At 64.7% G+C, this 16,695-nt stretch carries 18 protein-coding genes; all 18 read right to left on the bottom strand.

What is annotated here, in order from left to right; all coding sequences use genetic code 11:
* Position 1: 1 nt before the first annotated feature.
* Complete coding sequence (locus Q7S20_01150; protein MDO8500433.1) at positions 2-505, bottom strand: PTS sugar transporter subunit IIB; 504 nt, start codon at positions 503-505, stop codon at positions 2-4.
* Positions 505-927, bottom strand: coding sequence for a hypothetical protein (locus Q7S20_01145; GenBank protein MDO8500432.1), 423 nt, complete (start codon positions 925-927; stop codon positions 505-507). The genes Q7S20_01150 and Q7S20_01145 overlap by 1 nt, the downstream gene beginning before the upstream one ends.
* Positions 917-1,885, bottom strand: a complete 969-nt coding sequence (hprK, locus tag Q7S20_01140) for an HPr(Ser) kinase/phosphatase (GenBank protein MDO8500431.1) — start codon at positions 1,883-1,885, stop codon at positions 917-919. The genes Q7S20_01145 and hprK overlap by 11 nt, the downstream gene beginning before the upstream one ends.
* Before the next feature lie 5 nt (positions 1,886-1,890).
* A complete protein-coding gene (locus tag Q7S20_01135) occupies positions 1,891-2,217 on the bottom strand; it encodes an HPF/RaiA family ribosome-associated protein (GenBank protein ID MDO8500430.1) in 327 nt (108 codons plus the stop codon).
* Positions 2,208-3,326 carry a glycosyltransferase family 4 protein gene (locus tag Q7S20_01130; GenBank protein ID MDO8500429.1) on the bottom strand — a complete coding sequence of 373 codons (1,119 nt, stop codon included), beginning with the start codon at positions 3,324-3,326 and terminating at the stop codon, positions 2,208-2,210. The genes Q7S20_01135 and Q7S20_01130 overlap by 10 nt, the downstream gene beginning before the upstream one ends.
* A complete protein-coding gene (gene nusB / locus Q7S20_01125; protein MDO8500428.1) occupies positions 3,326-3,736 on the bottom strand; it encodes a transcription antitermination factor NusB in 411 nt (136 codons plus the stop codon). The genes Q7S20_01130 and nusB overlap by 1 nt, the downstream gene beginning before the upstream one ends.
* Positions 3,726-4,205, bottom strand: a complete 480-nt coding sequence (gene ribH / locus Q7S20_01120; GenBank protein ID MDO8500427.1) for a 6,7-dimethyl-8-ribityllumazine synthase — start codon at positions 4,203-4,205, stop codon at positions 3,726-3,728. The genes nusB and ribH overlap by 11 nt, the downstream gene beginning before the upstream one ends.
* Complete coding sequence (locus Q7S20_01115) at positions 4,206-5,414, bottom strand: bifunctional 3,4-dihydroxy-2-butanone-4-phosphate synthase/GTP cyclohydrolase II (GenBank protein ID MDO8500426.1); 1,209 nt, start codon at positions 5,412-5,414, stop codon at positions 4,206-4,208.
* The gene (locus tag Q7S20_01110) at positions 5,414-6,037 is read right to left on the bottom strand and encodes a riboflavin synthase (GenBank protein MDO8500425.1); all 624 of its coding nucleotides are present in this window, start codon (positions 6,035-6,037) and stop codon (positions 5,414-5,416) included. Before Q7S20_01110 ends, Q7S20_01115 begins: the two co-directional genes overlap by 1 nt.
* Complete coding sequence (gene ribD / locus Q7S20_01105) at positions 6,038-7,186, bottom strand: bifunctional diaminohydroxyphosphoribosylaminopyrimidine deaminase/5-amino-6-(5-phosphoribosylamino)uracil reductase RibD (GenBank protein ID MDO8500424.1); 1,149 nt, start codon at positions 7,184-7,186, stop codon at positions 6,038-6,040.
* Positions 7,179-8,207: a phosphoribosylformylglycinamidine cyclo-ligase gene (gene purM, locus Q7S20_01100; GenBank protein ID MDO8500423.1), complete on the bottom strand. Its 1,029-nt coding sequence runs from the start codon at positions 8,205-8,207 to the stop codon at positions 7,179-7,181. The genes ribD and purM overlap by 8 nt, the downstream gene beginning before the upstream one ends.
* Positions 8,204-9,121: a PfkB family carbohydrate kinase gene (locus Q7S20_01095; protein ID MDO8500422.1), complete on the bottom strand. Its 918-nt coding sequence runs from the start codon at positions 9,119-9,121 to the stop codon at positions 8,204-8,206. The genes purM and Q7S20_01095 overlap by 4 nt, the downstream gene beginning before the upstream one ends.
* Before the next feature lie 37 nt (positions 9,122-9,158).
* The gene (gene argS / locus Q7S20_01090) at positions 9,159-10,799 is read right to left on the bottom strand and encodes an arginine--tRNA ligase (GenBank protein ID MDO8500421.1); all 1,641 of its coding nucleotides are present in this window, start codon (positions 10,797-10,799) and stop codon (positions 9,159-9,161) included.
* Positions 10,796-11,179 carry a zinc ribbon domain-containing protein gene (locus Q7S20_01085; GenBank protein MDO8500420.1) on the bottom strand — a complete coding sequence of 128 codons (384 nt, stop codon included), beginning with the start codon at positions 11,177-11,179 and terminating at the stop codon, positions 10,796-10,798. Before Q7S20_01085 ends, argS begins: the two co-directional genes overlap by 4 nt.
* Before the next feature lie 403 nt (positions 11,180-11,582).
* Positions 11,583-13,193, bottom strand: coding sequence for a methylmalonyl-CoA mutase family protein (locus tag Q7S20_01080; protein ID MDO8500419.1), 1,611 nt, complete (start codon positions 13,191-13,193; stop codon positions 11,583-11,585).
* Positions 13,190-14,227 carry a class 1 fructose-bisphosphatase gene (fbp, locus tag Q7S20_01075; GenBank protein MDO8500418.1) on the bottom strand — a complete coding sequence of 346 codons (1,038 nt, stop codon included), beginning with the start codon at positions 14,225-14,227 and terminating at the stop codon, positions 13,190-13,192. The genes Q7S20_01080 and fbp overlap by 4 nt, the downstream gene beginning before the upstream one ends.
* A gap of 4 nt (positions 14,228-14,231) precedes the next feature.
* The gene (locus Q7S20_01070; GenBank protein MDO8500417.1) at positions 14,232-14,633 is read right to left on the bottom strand and encodes a DUF4157 domain-containing protein; all 402 of its coding nucleotides are present in this window, start codon (positions 14,631-14,633) and stop codon (positions 14,232-14,234) included.
* Positions 14,612-16,642 carry a DNA internalization-related competence protein ComEC/Rec2 gene (locus Q7S20_01065; GenBank protein MDO8500416.1) on the bottom strand — a complete coding sequence of 677 codons (2,031 nt, stop codon included), beginning with the start codon at positions 16,640-16,642 and terminating at the stop codon, positions 14,612-14,614. The genes Q7S20_01070 and Q7S20_01065 overlap by 22 nt, the downstream gene beginning before the upstream one ends.
* Positions 16,643-16,695 lie beyond the last annotated feature (53 nt).

The following is a 16,695-nucleotide window of genomic DNA, read 5'->3' as shown; positions in this document are numbered from 1 at the left end:
ATCACGCCGACTTCTCTCCCGAAGACGGATCGGCGAGCACCTCACTCACCGGAACGGCCCGCGCAGCAGGGACATCCTGCGCCGTGATACGAAGCCCGGCGGAGACAAGCTCGCGCAACTGTGCTTCCTCCTCCGGTGCGAGGAAGACGTAACGCAGCTTCTGCACTCTCCCCGCGCGGTGATGGATTCCGCCGATATTCACCTCGCGAATTCCGGGGAGTGCCCAGGCGAGTCGCTGCATCGTTGCGATGTCCGGCGTGACGAGAATGCCTCGCCGGGGATCAGAGACGTAGGCGGCGTGATTCCTGACCGCCGTGGCGACATCGTTGAAGATGATGTCCATCTCCGGCGGCACGCCCATCCGGTAGAGGTCCTGCTCCCAGTCGCAGGTCGCGACGTTGTCGTCAACCAGGACGATGAAGCCGATGTTGAGCGGCTGGCCCCATCCGACGACCACCTGTCCGTGGATGAGGCGGTCGTCAATGCGACAGAGCGCGATCGCCATTACGGCCCCCCGAATACGGCGAGAGCGGCCTTTCCTTTTTCCGCCGCACGCAATGCTGCCTCGCGCGGGTCGGAGTCGGGCTGAAACACGAACTCGAGCAGCGTCGCGAGGTTCGCACCGGTTATCAGAACCATCTCCGGGTCCACCCGCATGATGCGCCTCACCGCGAGCGTCGCGCTCCCGCCGGGCAGATCGGTGAAGAACACGTGGACTCCGGACGCGGAGGCCTCCTCGCGATACCTGTTCTCGATGTCCTCGGCGCTCAGGCCGGCGTTGGAGAGGGGCAGAAACACGTCGCCCAGGCCGGAGATCTGCTGGACCGCACTGATGAGCCCGGTGGCGAAATCGCCGTGGCCGGCAACTATGGCGCGCGGACGCGGCGGCGATGAGTCGGCGGCGATTCCCTCCGCGTTATTCGTCATCTTCCTGCAGATATTCCCGCACGTTTCCAGCCGCCGCCTGCTGCATGCGCCCGATCAGCCGCTGATTGAATGCCTCGGCGGGATTGATTCCCGAGTAGCGCAGGAGATGGTTGAGCGCGATCACCTCGGCAATGACGGTGATGTTCTTGCCGGGATTGAGGAGAACTGTGATGAGCGGGATCTGGACGCCGAGGATCGTCGTGGTCTCGGTGTCGAGTCCGGTGCGGTCCACGACCGCACTCTGGACCCATTCTTCGAGGCGCACTACCACCTCGATGCGCTTTTGCTGGCGGACGGCCCGTACACCGAAGATGGACGGGATATCAATGAGGCCGATGCCTCGGATCTCCATGTGATGGCGCTGGAGCTCGTGTCCCTTTCCGATCAGAACGTCGTTTCCGCGGCGGATTGTGATCACCAGATCGTCGGCGACGAGACGGTGGCCGCGCTCGACGAGATCGAGGACGCATTCGGATTTTCCGATTCCACTCTGGCCGGTGAAGAAGAGACCCACGCCGAAGACGTCGGCGAGCGAGCCATGGAGCGTCGTCGTCTCGGCGAACTCTCCTTCGAGCACCGGCTTGATGCGCCGGTAGAACTCGGCCGTCTTGAGCCGCGTCAGCAGAAGCGGAATACCGGCCGCCGCAGCCGCGGCGCGCAATCCATCCGGCGGCTCCTGGTTCTTCGTGACGATCACCGCCGGCATCTGGAAGCTGAAGAAGCTCTCCAGAATCCTGTTCCGCTCCGCCCTCGGGAGAGACGCGATATAGGTGATTTCCGTCTCTCCCAGCACCTGCAGCCTTTCGGCGACGAAGCGATCCATGTAACCGGCGAGAGCCAGCCCGGGACTGGAGATGTCGGAGTTGGGAATAGTCCGCTCGAGACCGACGCCGTCGCCGATGTCGCGGAGACTGAGCGACTCTCCGGTGCGTTCGAGAAACTGCCCGACGGTGAGCATTTGGCTCAAGCGGTGGCCGCCTTCCCCGCCGCTGGGACGCGCTGAGCGGTCCTGCGGGTGCTGCGCAGCGTCCGGATCTGGCTGGACAATCGCTCCATGGCGCTGGCGAAGGCGGGGCCGAAGAACGGCGCCTCGCCGCGCGCTACAAGATCCCGCTGCCGGGGGGCGTGGAGAACAATTTCGACTCGCTTCACGCGTCCATCTTGCTCAAAGCGAATGATCGCGTCAACCGCCCGCGCCAGTCTCTGTCCGGCGCGGCGCACGGCTGCCTCGGCGCGCTTGCGCATGCGCTCGGAGACGTTCGCATGGTGGGCGTGAAAAATTATTTCCACTGCTGAGTGCCTCGCTGCACCACTTCCTGCAGGTGCGATAGAGTGTTGTCTGCCGACTGGTCCCACGTGAACCGTTCGGCAAAACGCCTGCCCGCGCTTCCCATCGCTTCAACGCGGTCAGCGGAATCGGTGATCCGGCCCATCGCCTGCGCGAGAGCCCGCGTATCCCCGTGTGGCACGAGAATCCCCGTCTCCCCATCCACGAGCGATTCGCGAAGGCCCGGGGAGTCGCTGGCGATCACCGGCGTGCCGCACGCTGCTGTCTCCAGATTGGTCAGCCCCCATCCCTCCTTGGGCGACGCGAAAACCGTGGCCCACGCGCGACGCATGAGGCTCCGCTTCTCCTCCGGTGAGATGAAGCCAGGAAATCGCACGCGGTCCGACACACCAAGTTGCGCGGAGAGCCGTTCGAGCTCGTCGCGATAATCCCCCGCTCCGGCAATTTCGAGCCGCGCATCGTCGCGGTCCAGCTTCGCGAACGCCCGCAGGATGAGATCCACGCCCTTGTATCGCTTGAGACGCCCCACGTATCCGAAGAGCGGCCGCGGAGAGCGCGAGCCGGACGACGGAGTGAAGAATGTCGTGTCAATACCGTTATATATCACCCTGATGCTCTCTCGCGGTATGCCGCGAGCGACCAGATCATCAGCGGTGCTTTCACTCACCGCCTCGAACGGCCGATCGCGATAGACCAGCGGAATGCCGCGCTCGGCAAGCCACACGGCGGCCGCCATCGGGACTGGCGCCTCGCGGAAGATTGTCGCTCCGAACAGGTGATGGACAAGCGCCACTACAGGCGGCCCGGACCACCGCGGCGTGTACAGGGGAATCTTGTTCAGGTCTTCGATGAGCACGTCGTAGCCTTGCTGCGCGAGTCGCTCGCGGAAGTAGCGCCGGGCGAGAAACTGGAAGGAGTACCGCGTACCCGTGCGATGAACGTCTATGCCGTCGAGAAACGCGCGCGGTGAGCAACCCTTCCAACCGCTCGCAAGCAGGTCCACCCGGTGACCGTGTGCAGCCAGGCGGCCGAAGATTTCATGCAGATGGACTTCGGCACCCCCTCCGAACGGATTCTCCCGATCGTTCCAGTTGACGACGAGAATCCGCACTACAGCACGCCGGCCCGCCGGGCGTATGCGTCGAGAACGCCATTGACGAAGCGCGCGCTGGCGGCTGTTCCGAACCTTTCGGCAAGCCGCACCGCCTCTTGAATGACGACTCGCGGGGGCGCTTCTCCGCGATGCAGCTCCGCCGCGCCGAGGCGAAGGACGGACCGCTCGATGGCTCCGATTCGCTCCAGACGCCAGTTGTCGGTGACCGCCATGAGATCGGCGTCGAGCTGCGTATGCGACGCGGCGACCGTGCGCACGATGCCGCCGGCGAAATTTCTCTCTTCGGGGCTGACCGCGAGGTCATCCCAGACCTTCAACGCCACCCGCGTCAGATCCTCGCCCGCGCGAAGATCCCACGCATAGAGGGCCTGCAACGCGCGAGCGCGCCCGCGGGACTCAACCCTCATCGGTCACGTCCAGCTGGTCGAGCAGGTCGGTCATCTCGAGCGCGGCAAGGGCGGCATCCCATCCCTTGTTGCCGTGCTCTCCACCGCAGCGGGCCATCGCCTGCTCCATCGTGTCGCAGGTGAGCAGGCCGAAGCCGAGCGGGATGTCGGAGTCGCGTGACGCATCGGCGAGACCGCGTGACGCTTCGCCGGCAACATAGTCGAAGTGCGGAGTGTCACCGCGGATAACGGCGCCGAGCGCGACGATAGCATCGTAGCGCTCACTCGCCATCGCGCGGCGAACACCGAGCGGCAGCTCCCACGCGCCGGGCACCCAGATGACGTCAATGTCGTCGAAGGCGGCGCCGTGCCGGACGAGCGCGTCAAGCGCGCCATCCACGAGAGCGCGCGTGACGATTTCATTGAACCGGCTGGCGACGACGGCCAGCCGCCGGCCGGATCCGACCGGGGTTCCCGAAAGCTCAGCCATTCACGACGCCAGCAGGTGACCGAGCTTGTCGCGCTTGGCGTCCAGATAACCGGCGTTCTCCGCCGTCGGCTCGGGGACGATCGCAACACGGTCATCCACCTGCAGGCCGTAACCCTCGAGCCCGATGAGCTTGCGCGGGTTGTTCGTCACCGGACGGATGCGGCGAAGGCCCAGATCGAGAAGGATCTGAGCACCGATCCCGTAATTCCGCAGGTCGGGCTTGAAGCCGAGCTGCTCGTTGGCTTCGACCGTGTCGGCTCCGGTGTCCTGGAGCTCGTAGGCCTTGAGCTTGTTGAGCAGACCTATCCCGCGGCCTTCCTGGTCGAGGTACACGATCGCTCCCCGGCCTTCATCGGATATCATCTGCATCGCCGTATTCAGCTGCCATCCGCAATCACAACGCAGCGAGTGGAAGACGTCGCCGGTGAGACACTTGGAATGCATGCGGACGAGCACGCTCTCCTCGAGGTTGGCGATGTCACCGAACACCAGCGCAATGTGCTCGTGGTGGTCTACATCGTTCCGGTATCCGATCACGCGCCACACGCCGAATTCGGTCGGCAGGCGCGCCTCGGCGACGCGGTGCACAAGACGCTCGGACTTAAGTCTATACGCGACGAGCTGAGCCACCGTGATGAAAGTGAGCCCATGCTCGGCGGCGAATTTTTCGAGTTGCGGACGGCGCGATGTCGTGCCGTCCTCGTTCAGGACCTCGCAGACGACTCCAGCCGGATAGAGACCGGCGAGTCTCGCCAGATCTATCGCCGCTTCGGTGTGTCCGACGCGCTGGAGAACGCCGCCATCCCTCGCGCGAAGCGGCGGAATGTGTCCGGGCCGCCTGAGATCCGCAGGGACAGTCGCCGGATCCACCGCAACATGGATCGTCCTGGCGCGATCCTGCGCGCTGATGCCGGTCGTGACACCGAACCGCGCGGCGGCATCAATGCTGACAGTGAAGGCGGTGCGCTGCTCCTCGGTGTTCTCCTCGCTCTGCTGCGGGAGCTGAAGCTGGTCGGCGCGCTCGCCGGTGAGGGCCAGGCAGATCCATCCGCCGGCCTTTCTGATCATGAAATTTATGAGCTCCGGCGTCACCAGCTGGGCGGCACAGATGAGATCGCCCTCGTTCTCGCGGTCTTCATCATCCGCGACGAGGATGAGCTTGCCCGCCCTGATGTCGGCGATCGCCTGCTCGACGCTTCCGAATTGCATTACGTTGCCCCTGGGCCGCCCGGAGGCGGTTTCCGGTTCAGGTACGGCGCGACGAGTCTCTGGACGTACTTCCCGATGACATCTGTCTCGACGTGCACCCTGGAGCCCTCTTTCAGGTCGCCGAGGGCGGCGTGCTGCAAGGTGTAGTCTATGAGCGCCACCTGCAACTTATCACCGTCGAGGCGGTTGACGGTAAGGCTGACCCCGTCGAGGGCGACGGAGCCGTGCAGAACGAGTGTTTCGGCGAGGCCTGCGTCGAGGGTCACATCGAGCAGCAAGGTGTCATCCAGGCGGGCCGTCCTTTTCACCGTCCCAACCCCGTCAACATGGCCCTGGACGATGTGGCCGCCGAATCGGCTGTCGGCGCGCATCGCTCGCTCGAGGTTGACCCTGCGGCCCGGCATCCAGTCCCCGATCGCGGTGCGGCTCATCGTCATCACCATCGCCGCGGCGGTAAACCATCCGGCGCCACAGTCGAGCACCGTGAGACAGACTCCGTTCACGGCGATGCTTTCACCAGGCGCAAGATCGTCGTACGCGCATTCGATGCGGAGCTCAATTCCAGCGTCGGTTCCCGTCACTGCGGAGACAGTGCCGACGCCGTCCACCAGGCCGGTGAACATCTACGGCCGCCTCACGGAGTAAACCGTCATCACGTCGTCTCCGAGCGCGCGGACGTCGATCAATTCGAATCGTGGAGCATGGTCGGGCTCCTGCGCCGCGATGCCGGAAAATCCACCCAGGGCCCCGTCACCCAGTATGACAGGCGCTCTGAAAATCACGAGGCGATCGACGTAGCCGCCCGCAAGAAACGAAGCGGCGAGGCCGGCTCCGCCTTCCACGAGCAGCGAGTTGACGCCGCGTTCCCTGAGCGTCCTCAGCGCTTCGCCGAGGTCGTGCGCAGGAATGGCATCCACGCCGAGGCGCGCGAGTGCTGGCGGAAGCGTGACGGATGACGATGTGACAAGCAGCGTCGGAATGTCGCGTGCGGTGCGCGCCAGCACGGTCTTGGGCGAAAGGCGCGCCGAGCGGTCGAACACGATGCGCGTCGGCAGCACGCGCGGCGGTGGATCGGTTCGCGCGGTGAGTTTCGGATCGTCGGCGATGGCCGTTTGCGCTCCGACCGCGATCGCATCAGAGTTGGCTCTCATTCTCTGAACCACCGCGCGCGACTGTTCGTTGGTAAGCCAGCCCTTCGTGCGATGCGCGCCGGAATGCGCGCCGGAGATCGCGCCGTCGAGCGAAAGCGCGAGCTTGAGCGTAACCCACGGACGGTCGGAGGTCATTCGATGGATGAACGGCGCGTTCAGCTCGCGCGCCTCGCGCTCGTGAACGCCGAAGTCCACAGCGATGCCCGCCGCCCGCAGCCGTTGAGCGCCACCGGAGGCGACGGGATTCGGATCGGGCATCGCCGCGACGACGCGCGCGATTCCCGCGGCGATAATCGCGTCAGTGCACGGCTGTGTGCGGCCGATGTGGTTACACGGCTCGAGATTGACGTAGAGCGTGCCGCCGCGCGCACGACCCCCCGCATCCGCCAGGGCCATCGCTTCGGCGTGCGGAGCTCCGAACCGGGCGTGGAATCCCTCGCCGGCTTTCTCATTGCCGTTGAATACCACCGCACCAACCATCGGATTCGGTGCAGTCTGCCCCCATCCGCGCTGCGCGATGGCCAGCGCCATGTCCATGCGCGCGGCATCCAGATCTTCCGGCTTCATTCTCCCGAAGGAGGTGACGTTGGCGGAGCGCGCCATGGAAGCGGTGTCAGCCAATCCGGACCTCACCGTTCCCCTCTCTGACATCGCCCATGACCCAGCCGACCACTCCGGCGACGCGCGCGCTTCCAACAATGGCGTCGGCCTCGCGGCGATCAGCGATCACAACCATGCCGACACCCATGTTGAAGACGCGCAGCATTTCGTCACGCGGCACATTCCCCGCCGCCTCGAGAACCGTGAAGACCGGTGGCACCTCCCAGCTTCCCGCATCAATGATCGCGTCGAGCGACTGCGGAAGAGCGCGATCGAGGTTACCGGGGAGTCCGCCTCCGGTGATGTGCGCCATCGCGTGAATTCGCGGAAGCACGGGCTCGAGCGCGCGAAGATACGAGCGATGGATTGCCAGCATTACGTCGGCGACGGACGCGTCCATGTCCGGGAAAGCTGCGTCGTAGCCGAGCTTCAGCCGCTCGTGAACGATCTTCCGCGCCAGTGAATAGCCGTTGGTATGAAGTCCCGAGCTCTCGAGCCCGATGAGCACATCACCGGTCATTACGCGCGAGACGCCGAGGACGGCGTCCTCCTCGACCGAGCCGACAATGAATCCGGCGAGGTCGTAATCGGGCGGCGTATAAAGTCCGGGCATCTCGGCCGTCTCTCCGCCGACGAGAGCACACTCGTTCTCGCGGCAGCCGGCTGCGACTCCCGCCACGACAGCTTCGAGGACAACCGGGTCCAGCCTGCCGAATGCGACATAATCGAGAAAGAAATGCGGCCGCGCGCCCTGGACCAGGATGTCGTTCGTGCAATGATTGACGAGATCGTGGCCGACCGTATCGTTGCGTCCTGACTCGATCGCCACCTTGATCTTGGTACCGACGCCGTCGGCGCTCGACACGAGCACCGGAGACCGCATCCCGGCGGGCATCCGGAACATCCCGCCGAATCCGCCGAACGCTCCGACTGATCCCGCAGTGCGCGTCGAGGCGACGAGCTTCGCGATTCGCGACCTGGCGTCGTCAGAGGCGTCGAGATTGACGCCCGCACTCCGGTAGTGGAGCGCATCGGCGGTCAAGCGGGCAGCTCCTCCTCGAACGCCACGAGCTTACGCAGGTCTCCGATGCGTGCCGCGATCTCCTCGCGCGTCAGCGTCATCAGGCGCTCGGTCGAGAACTTCTCCACGGCGAACGATCCCATCGCCGATCCGTACATCACCGCGCGCCTCATGTTCGCTTCGCTCAGGTCGCCGGTGCGCGCGAGATATCCGATGAATCCGCCGGCGAACGAATCGCCCGCTCCGGTGGGATCGAAGACGTTCTCGAGAGGAAACGCAGGGGCGAAGAAGATGCTCTCGCGGTTAAACATGAACGCGCCGTTCTCGCCCTTCTTGATGATGACGTGTTTCGGCCCGCAGTCCATGATCCATCTCGCGGCCTGAACGAGGTTCACCTTTTCGGTCAGCTGTCGCGCTTCACCGTCATTGAGCGTGACGAGATCCACGTGTGAGAGCAGCTCGATCAGATCCGGACGGCGGCTCTGTATCCAGAAATTCATCGTGTCGCAGGCGACGAGGCGCGGCCGCTCGACCTGCTTCAGCACGTCGAGCTGCAGTCGCGGGTCTATGTTGCCGAGAAAGACGAACGGCGCATTGCGGAATTGCTCGGGAATCTTCGGACTGAAGCGCGAGAACACACCCAGGTGTGTCTCGAGCGTCTCCGCCGAGTTGAGGTCGTGGCTGTAGCGTCCCCTCCATCTGAACGACGGGCCTTCCGCGTGCTCGAGACCGGAGAGATCTACCCCGCGGTCAGCCAGCGGCTGGAGCTTCTCGACGGGATAATCCGTGCCGACGACGCCGACGAGCTGTACCGGCGTGAGCAGGCTCGCGGCGGCGGAGAAAAAGGTTGCTGATCCACCGAGCACGTCATCGGCCTTGCCGAATGGTGTCTCGACCGAGTCCAGCGCTACAGATCCGACGACAAGTACGGACATTGAATTGAGTGAAGGTGGGTTGCGGTCAAGCGGCCGGCTACATGCGCTCGGGGGCGTTGATCCCGAGGATGCCGAGTGCATTGCGGATGACGATCTGGGCGGCGCGAGCGAGGGCGAGGCGGGCCTGCATGATGAGCTCGGGCTCTCCCAGCACGTGATGCCTGTGATACCAGAGATGCGCGAGGCGCGCGGTCTCGGTCAGATATGTGGCGATCCTGTGCGGCTCCAGTGATGCGGCGGCAGCGGCGACGACCTGCGGAAAATCGGCGAGCGCCTTTATCAGCTCCTGCTCTTCGGGCTCGCGCAGCACACCAAGGTCAATGCCGTCAGCGGAGAAAGTCTCACGGTCGATCTCGCCGACGCGGAAGATGCCGCACATCCGCGCATGCGCCATCTGCACGTAATAGACGGGATTCTCCTCCGACTGCTTGAGCGCCACGTCAATGTCGAAAACGAGCTGCGAATCGCTCTTCCGCATGAGGAAGAAGAAGCGAACCGCGTCGCGGCCAACCTCGTTGATCAGATCGCGCACCGTCACGTAGCTTCCTGCGCGCTTGGAGATCTTCACCTCCTCGCCGCTCTTCATCACCGTCACCATCTGATGAAGGACGTACTCCGGATAGTCGGGCGCGATGCCCATGTTGAGCGCCTGGAGGCCGGCACGGACGCGCGTCGTAGTGCTGTGATGGTCGGCGCCCTGCACATCTATGGCGCGATGGAATCCGCGCTGCCACTTGGTGACGTGATACGCGACGTCGGGGAGAAAGTACGTGTAGGTGCCGTCGCTCTTCCGCATCACGCGGTCCTTGTCGTCGCCGAACTGACTGGTACGAAGCCAGAGTGCTCCATCCGACTCGTACGTCATGCCCGCGGCATTGAGAGCCTGGACGGTCTCATCCACTTTGCCGTCGGAGTAAAGCGACGACTCGAGGAAGTACCTGTCGAACTTCACACCGAAGGCCTGGAGATCGAGATCCTGCTCGGCACGGAGCGCCGCGATCGCGTAGTCCTTCACGTCGCCCTCGTCGCTCCCATCCACTGATCCGCGCTCGCGCGCGTACCGCTCGGCGATCTCGCGGATGTACTCCCCGTGATAACCGCCTTCGGGAATGATCATCTCACCGCCCTGCGCAGACTCGATCCACGCACGCACGCTCGCCGCGAGATTCTCGATCTGCGCGCCGGCGTCGTTGTAGTAGAACTCGCGCGAGACATTCCATCCGGTCCACTCGAGGAGCGTGGAGATCGCATCGCCGAGCGCCGCCTGCCTGCCGTGGCCGACGTGAAGCGGGCCAGTGGGATTCGCGGACACGAACTCGACATTTGCGCGCTCGCCGTGCCCGACGTCGGTGCGGCCGAACTTATCGTTCGCCGCAATGACGTCGCGGACCGACTCGGCGATGCTCGCCGGATCGAGCCAGAAATTCATGAACCCCGGTCCGGCGATGTCCACCTTCTCCACGGCGGCATCGGCCAGATGCATGCGGTCGCGCAGCAGTCCGGCGATCTCGGCTGGGCGCTTGCGAAGAGGGCGCGCGAGCGTCATCGCGAGGTTCGTCGTCCAGTCGCCGAGCGAGGGATCGCGCGGCCTCTCGATGACAGGGTCCACGGATTCATCCGCGCCCAGCTCACGGGCGGCGGCAACGAGCTCCACGCGAATGCGGTCGGCAGAGCTCATTCGGATTTCCTGGGCGTCGCAGCCAGCTTTGCTGGCGTCGCGGCCGGCTTGGGCTCCGAGACTGCTTTCGGCGCGTCCGAGCCCGAGCTGCTCTCTGCCGGCTTTGCCGGCGTCGCCTCGGCCGTCGAGGGCTTGGTTTCCGCCGATGTGGTTTTCGCGGCGCTGCTGGCTGCAGCAGCCCGTTCCGCCTTCTTTCCGTCCTTTCCGTAATCCGTGATGTAGAAGCCGGATCCCTTGAACACGAGACCGGTCGCGGAGATTCGGCGCACGGCTGTGGCGCCGCACTCGGGACACTTTTCCTCCGAGCTGGCGGAGCCTATGGAGCGATAGAATTTTTCGAAATCATGCCCAATCGGGCAGCGAAACTCGTACAGCGGCATGCTGAATTACGGGAAGGGACGCACTTGGGACGCGAACCTTCAAAGTTACGAGGGCGCGGTGGCTCCCTCAAGCGACGACCCTATCTACAGTAGTGGGTCAGTTTCGAGTTGGCAGGATGGAGGCGAGCCGCCCTGCTTGCCACGGAGACACGAAGACACGGTGAAAAACGCCTCAATCTTCGTATGTCGATTCCAGCAATCCCGGTCCAGGATGCCGATGCACTTCTATCGCAGCGCCGATAATACGTTTCGTGAGGCTCTCGGTCTCCTTATGGCTCAGGCTCATGCTCAATGGAGGCCCTCAGCACCGCACTATGCGTGGTCCCGCAGTTCCCCCAACAACCGTTTCCCTCCGTGTTCTTTGTGTCTCCGTGACGAGTGCAGAGACATGGCAGACGACCGGTCACGCCGGTGGCCTGTACTGACCCCAGCGCTCGACGAGCACCGAAGAAATCTCGCCCACTGTCGCTCTCGCACGCACCGCGTCAATGATGCAGAGCATCATCGGAGCCGAGCCGGCGCTCTCCATCAGGGCGGACGCAGCTTCTCCGAGGGCGGCGAGACTTGCCCGCACCGCACCGTCATCGCGCCGTTGCCGGACGGACGCGAGAGCTGAACACTGATCCGTCTCGAGGCGCGAGAAATCTGGAGCCGGAATCGGCGGCGGCGGCTCATCGTCGGTGAAGCGATTGACGCCGACGACAGTCGTCGCTCCGCTTTCGACGCGCAGCTGATGCTCGTACGCGCTGCGCGCGATCTCTTCCTGGAAAAATCCGGCGGCAATCGCTGCTTCGGACCCGCCCAGCTCGTCCGACCTGGCGATCAGCTCGGTTGCCCGTTTCTCCAGCTCGCTGGTGAGATGCTCGACGTAGTAACTGCCAGCAAGCGGATCGACGGTTGTCGCGACACCGGATTCGTATGCCACTATCTGCTGCGTGCGCAGGGCGAGGGTCGCCGCCCCGGCCGTCGGAAGCGCGAGCGCTTCGTCGTAACCGTTCGTGTGGAGCGACTGAGTGCCGCCGAGAGTCGCTGCCAGCGCCTGCACCGTCACGCGCACGACGTTGTTGAGCGGCTGCTGAGCGGTCAGCGTGACGCCGCCGGTCTGTGTGTGAAACCGCATCCGGCAGCTGGCGTCGGCGGCTCCGAATCGCTCGCGCATGATGCGCGCGTACATGCGGCGCGCGGCGCGAAACTTCGCGACTTCCTCGAAGAGATCATTGTGAGCCGCGAAGAAGAACGAGAGCCGGGGCGCGAACGAATCGACGGGAAGCCCCGCGGCGATCGCACGGCGCACGTACTCGATCGTGCTGGCGAGCGTGAAGGCGAGCTCCTGCACCGCTGTCGCGCCCGCCTCGCGTATGTGATAGCCGGAGATCGAGATGGGATTCCAGCTCGGCACCTCAATCGCGCAGAAGCGGAAAACTTCGGAGATGAGACGAAGGCTTGGCTCGGGCGGATATATGTACGTTCCGCGCGCGATGTATTCCTTGAGGATGTCGTTCTGAATGGTTCCGCTGATCGAGTGCCGCGGAATGCCGCGTTCTTCGGCGACGACGATGTACATCGCCAGAAGCGTTGCCGCGGTGGCGTTGATCGTCATCGAAGTGGAGACAGTATCGAGGGGCAGATCGGCCAGCAGGGCGTGCATGTCTTCGACGGTATCTATGGCCACGCCGGCCCGGCCCACTTCTCCCAGCGAGCGGGGCGAGTCCGAGTCGAGGCCCATCTGCGTCGGCAGGTCGAATGCGACGGAGAGCCCGGTCTGGCCGGCCTCGAGCAGATGGCGGAACCGCTCGTTGGTGTCCCGGGCCGTTCCGAATCCGGCATACTGGCGCATCGTCCAGAGCCGGCCGCGATACATCGTCGGCTGAACACCGCGAGTGAACGGCCAGCGGCCCGGGTCGTTCAGGTCGGCCGCGTAATCGAGCGGCGCGTCCGCGGGCCTGAGGACGGCGGCGACCGGGATTCCGGACGGCGACAGCTTTTCGGCGGACTCGCCGCCGGCGGAGCTCATCGGGCCGCTAGCGGCGTCTCATCCGGAACGGACCCGGCGAGCATCGAGGTCGCGATGTCCACGTCGCCCTTGCTGCCGATGTACAGCGGAGTACGCTGATGCAGATCAGTCGGCTCAAGGTCGAGAATCCGGGTGTCGCCGTTGGTCGCCGCGCCGCCAGCCTGCTCGACGATGAATGCGAGCGGATTTGCTTCGTACAGCAGCCGCAGCTTTCCCTTGGGGTTCCTGGTGTTCGACGGATACGCGAACAAGCCGCCTCCGAGAAGGTTGCGGTGGAAGTCCGCGACGAGAGATCCGACATACCGGACACTCATCGGCGTCCGCTCGCCGTCGATACCGCGAAAGCGCCGCATCACTGCGCGCACCTTGTCCGACCACAGCTGCTCATACGAGTCGTTGACCGAGAGATACCTGCCGCTGTTGGGAATGCGGATGTTCGGGTGCGAAAGGAGGAACTCGCCAATGGATGGATCCAGCGTGAATCCGTGCGCGCCCCGTCCCGTCGTGTACACGAGCATCGTGCTCGATCCGTAGATGACGTAGCCGGCAACGACCTGGCGCCGTCCCGGCTGCAGCATGTCCTCCATCTCGCCGCGTGCGCCGCGGCTGATCTTCTTCACCACGGAGAAAATCGTCCCCACGGGCACGTTCACGTCAATGTTGGACGAGCCGTCGAGCGGATCGAACAGCAGGCAGTACTTGCCGCACTTGAAGTTGTCCGGAATCTGGATGATGTCCGGCTCTTCCTCCGACGCCAGAGCGCACAGACGGCCGCCGTGATCCACCGCCTTGATGATGATCTCGTTGGAGATGACGTCGAGCTTCTGCTGCGTCTCGCCCTGGACGTTCGTGTGGTCAGCGGATCCGAGGATGTCGGCGAGCCCGGCGCTGCGCACCTTGTTGGCGATCATCTTCGCCGCGAGTGCCAGATCGTAGAGAAGGCCCGACAGCTCGCCGGTCGCGTCCGGGTGAAGCTTTTCCTGCTCGATGATGTACCGCTCGATCGTCACGACCGAAGTAGCCGTATGCTGCACCACGTTATGCATCCTCTTCGGACCCGGATCCGGTAGCGCGCGCGAGGCGGCGAGCGGCGTAGCTGCGCGCGTCGGCCTCGTAGCGATTGGCGTGATAGCCTCTCCGCAGACTCTCCCAAATGTAACGGAGGGGAAACGATCTGCGCTCGGAAAACTGCTGGACGTGACGAAGCTCGTGCAAGAGCAGCTCAGGGTCGAACCGGGTGGCAGGCGCAAGAAAGATCGTTCGTCCCAGAGTGATCGCCGCAACGGTCGCCTGACCGAGCAGCCAACCGCCTATCCGCAGCGGCAGGCCGCCCCGTCTGAAACGCAGCGTGACGAGCTCCGGCCACGACTCAGTCAACGCCTCCGGCAGGTCCACCGGGTTGCCAACAAGTTCCTTCCCTACTCTCGCGAGATATCCCAATGCTCTCCGCCCGCTTCGAACGTTATGCGCGTGCCGTCGCTCCGGACAACGACGGTTCCCGATCTGTCGGTTCGCACGGTCCGCGCCCCGACGCGCCCGAGCGCGGCGAGAACGTCGGCGCTCGGATGCCCATACAGATTATCGGCTCCGACGGAGATGATCGCCAGCGACGGATGCACGGCCGCAAGAAAATCGTCCCCACTGCTCGTCGAGCTCCCATGGTGTCCGACCTTGAGGACGTCGGCGGCAAGATCGCTTCGCGCGTGATCGAGGAGCCAGCTTTCCTCCGCACGCTCAGCGTCGCCGGTGAGCAGGAATCGCGTCGAGCCGTATTGCACGAGGGCGATCGTGCTCGCCTCGTTTGGATCGGCGAGCGACGACGTCCACGCTGAATCCGGCGCGAGAAACTGAATGAGCACTCCATCCACGCGCAGCGAGTCGCCCGCATGCACGCGCCGCCATTCCACACCGTTACTTCGCGCCGCCTTCAGAGTCTCCTCGTAGACGCCGCTTCCCTGTGGAAACGCGGAATCCCAGAAGACGCGCGGACGCAGTGACCTGATCACCGACACCGCGCCGCCGACATGGTCGGCGTGCGCGTGCGATAACACGAACGCGGAAACCGCTCCGCCGCGGCTCATGATATACGGAACGATTGTCGCGCGACCGGCGTCGCCCGAGCTCCATATCCGCCCGGCGTCGAACACGATCCACCGGCCGCGGTCCGACCGGACCAGGATGGCGTCTCCCTGCCCCACGTCGAGCACGTGCATCTCCATGCCGCCGCCATAGGGCAGCGGTAATGCGGGCGCCCACGCGATGAAGCAAAGGCACGCCGCACCCGCCACTATCGGCCGCCCTGGATAGCGGCTCATGCACGCGGCCACGAACGCAGTCACGGCCGCCCCGCCGGCGACGACAGCGAGCAGCGAGGGAATTACCGTGACCGATGCGGCCGGCAGCGCGGCCGAGACCCTCGCGATGTCGTCGAACAGGATCAGCATGGGATGCGCGGCATCGGCGAAGAACTGAGCGAAGACCGGCGCGGGCGCGAACGCCAGCGCCAGGAAAAGCGTCGGCTGAAGTATCGAGATGACCGGACCAGCGGCGAGGTTCGCGAATGGCCCAATCAGACTGATGCGGCCGAAATACCACGCAATGAGGGGCGCGGTCACCACCGTCGCGACAACCGATGTCAACAGCGCCTTCCCAATCCTGAGCCGCCATCCGTCGAGGCGATTCACCAGCACCCTGCGAGCGAGCATTCCGCTCGCGATCAGCCCCGCGATCCCGACGACGCTGAGCTGATATCCGAGATCGAGCACCGTGCGCGGCACTATCAGCGGCGCGAACGCGCCCACCGCGAGCCCCGCCCACGGAGAAGTCGGCCGCTGCGTGGCCCGCGAGGCCGCGATGATGGCGAGCATCATCGCCGAGCGCACGGCCGGGGCCGGAGCTCCGATTACAGCAACGTAGAACGCCGTGATCCCGACACCGAGAAGCGTGGCCGTGCCGCGAGGTATTCGCGCGGCCTGCAGCAGCAGGATCACTGCGCCGGCAACTATCGCGACGTGCAATCCGGAAATCGACAGCATGTGCACCATGCCGGCGCGCGCGTAGCGGTCACGCATTTCGGGAGGAATGCGGTGCTGATCCGCGATCAACAGCGCACGCGCCATCGGAGCGTCCCGCCCGAAGTATCGATCAATTGCGCGCGAGGCCCGGTCGCGCATGCCTTCGAGAAGCTGATTGGCGTCCTGACCCTGCGTCACAGCGGGCGGACGCGCGGCATCGGCTGGCCTCGGGGCATGTCGCCGAGTCGGCGCCTGCGAAGTCAATGGCAACAGCGCCCCGCCGATGAGCATCAGAGCAAGTGCCGCAGTTTTCGTACGGCGGCACACCGCGGCCACGAGCAGAGCGAACAGCCCCATCGTGCAGGCGATCCAGGCGAATCCACCGAAGCCCGCGACAAGGCCCGCGGCGAACCAGAAATATGCGAACGCGATCAAAGGCAGCGGGCGATCCTGTGCGGCAATCGTCCCACTATGGTCGCGTGAGCGAA

It is taken from the genome of Gemmatimonadaceae bacterium, assembly GCA_030647905.1.
Taxonomy (GTDB): domain Bacteria; phylum Gemmatimonadota; class Gemmatimonadetes; order Gemmatimonadales; family Gemmatimonadaceae; genus UBA4720.
The sequence above is the reverse complement of the archived record's forward strand: the minus strand, read 5'-3'. Positions and strand labels throughout refer to the sequence as shown.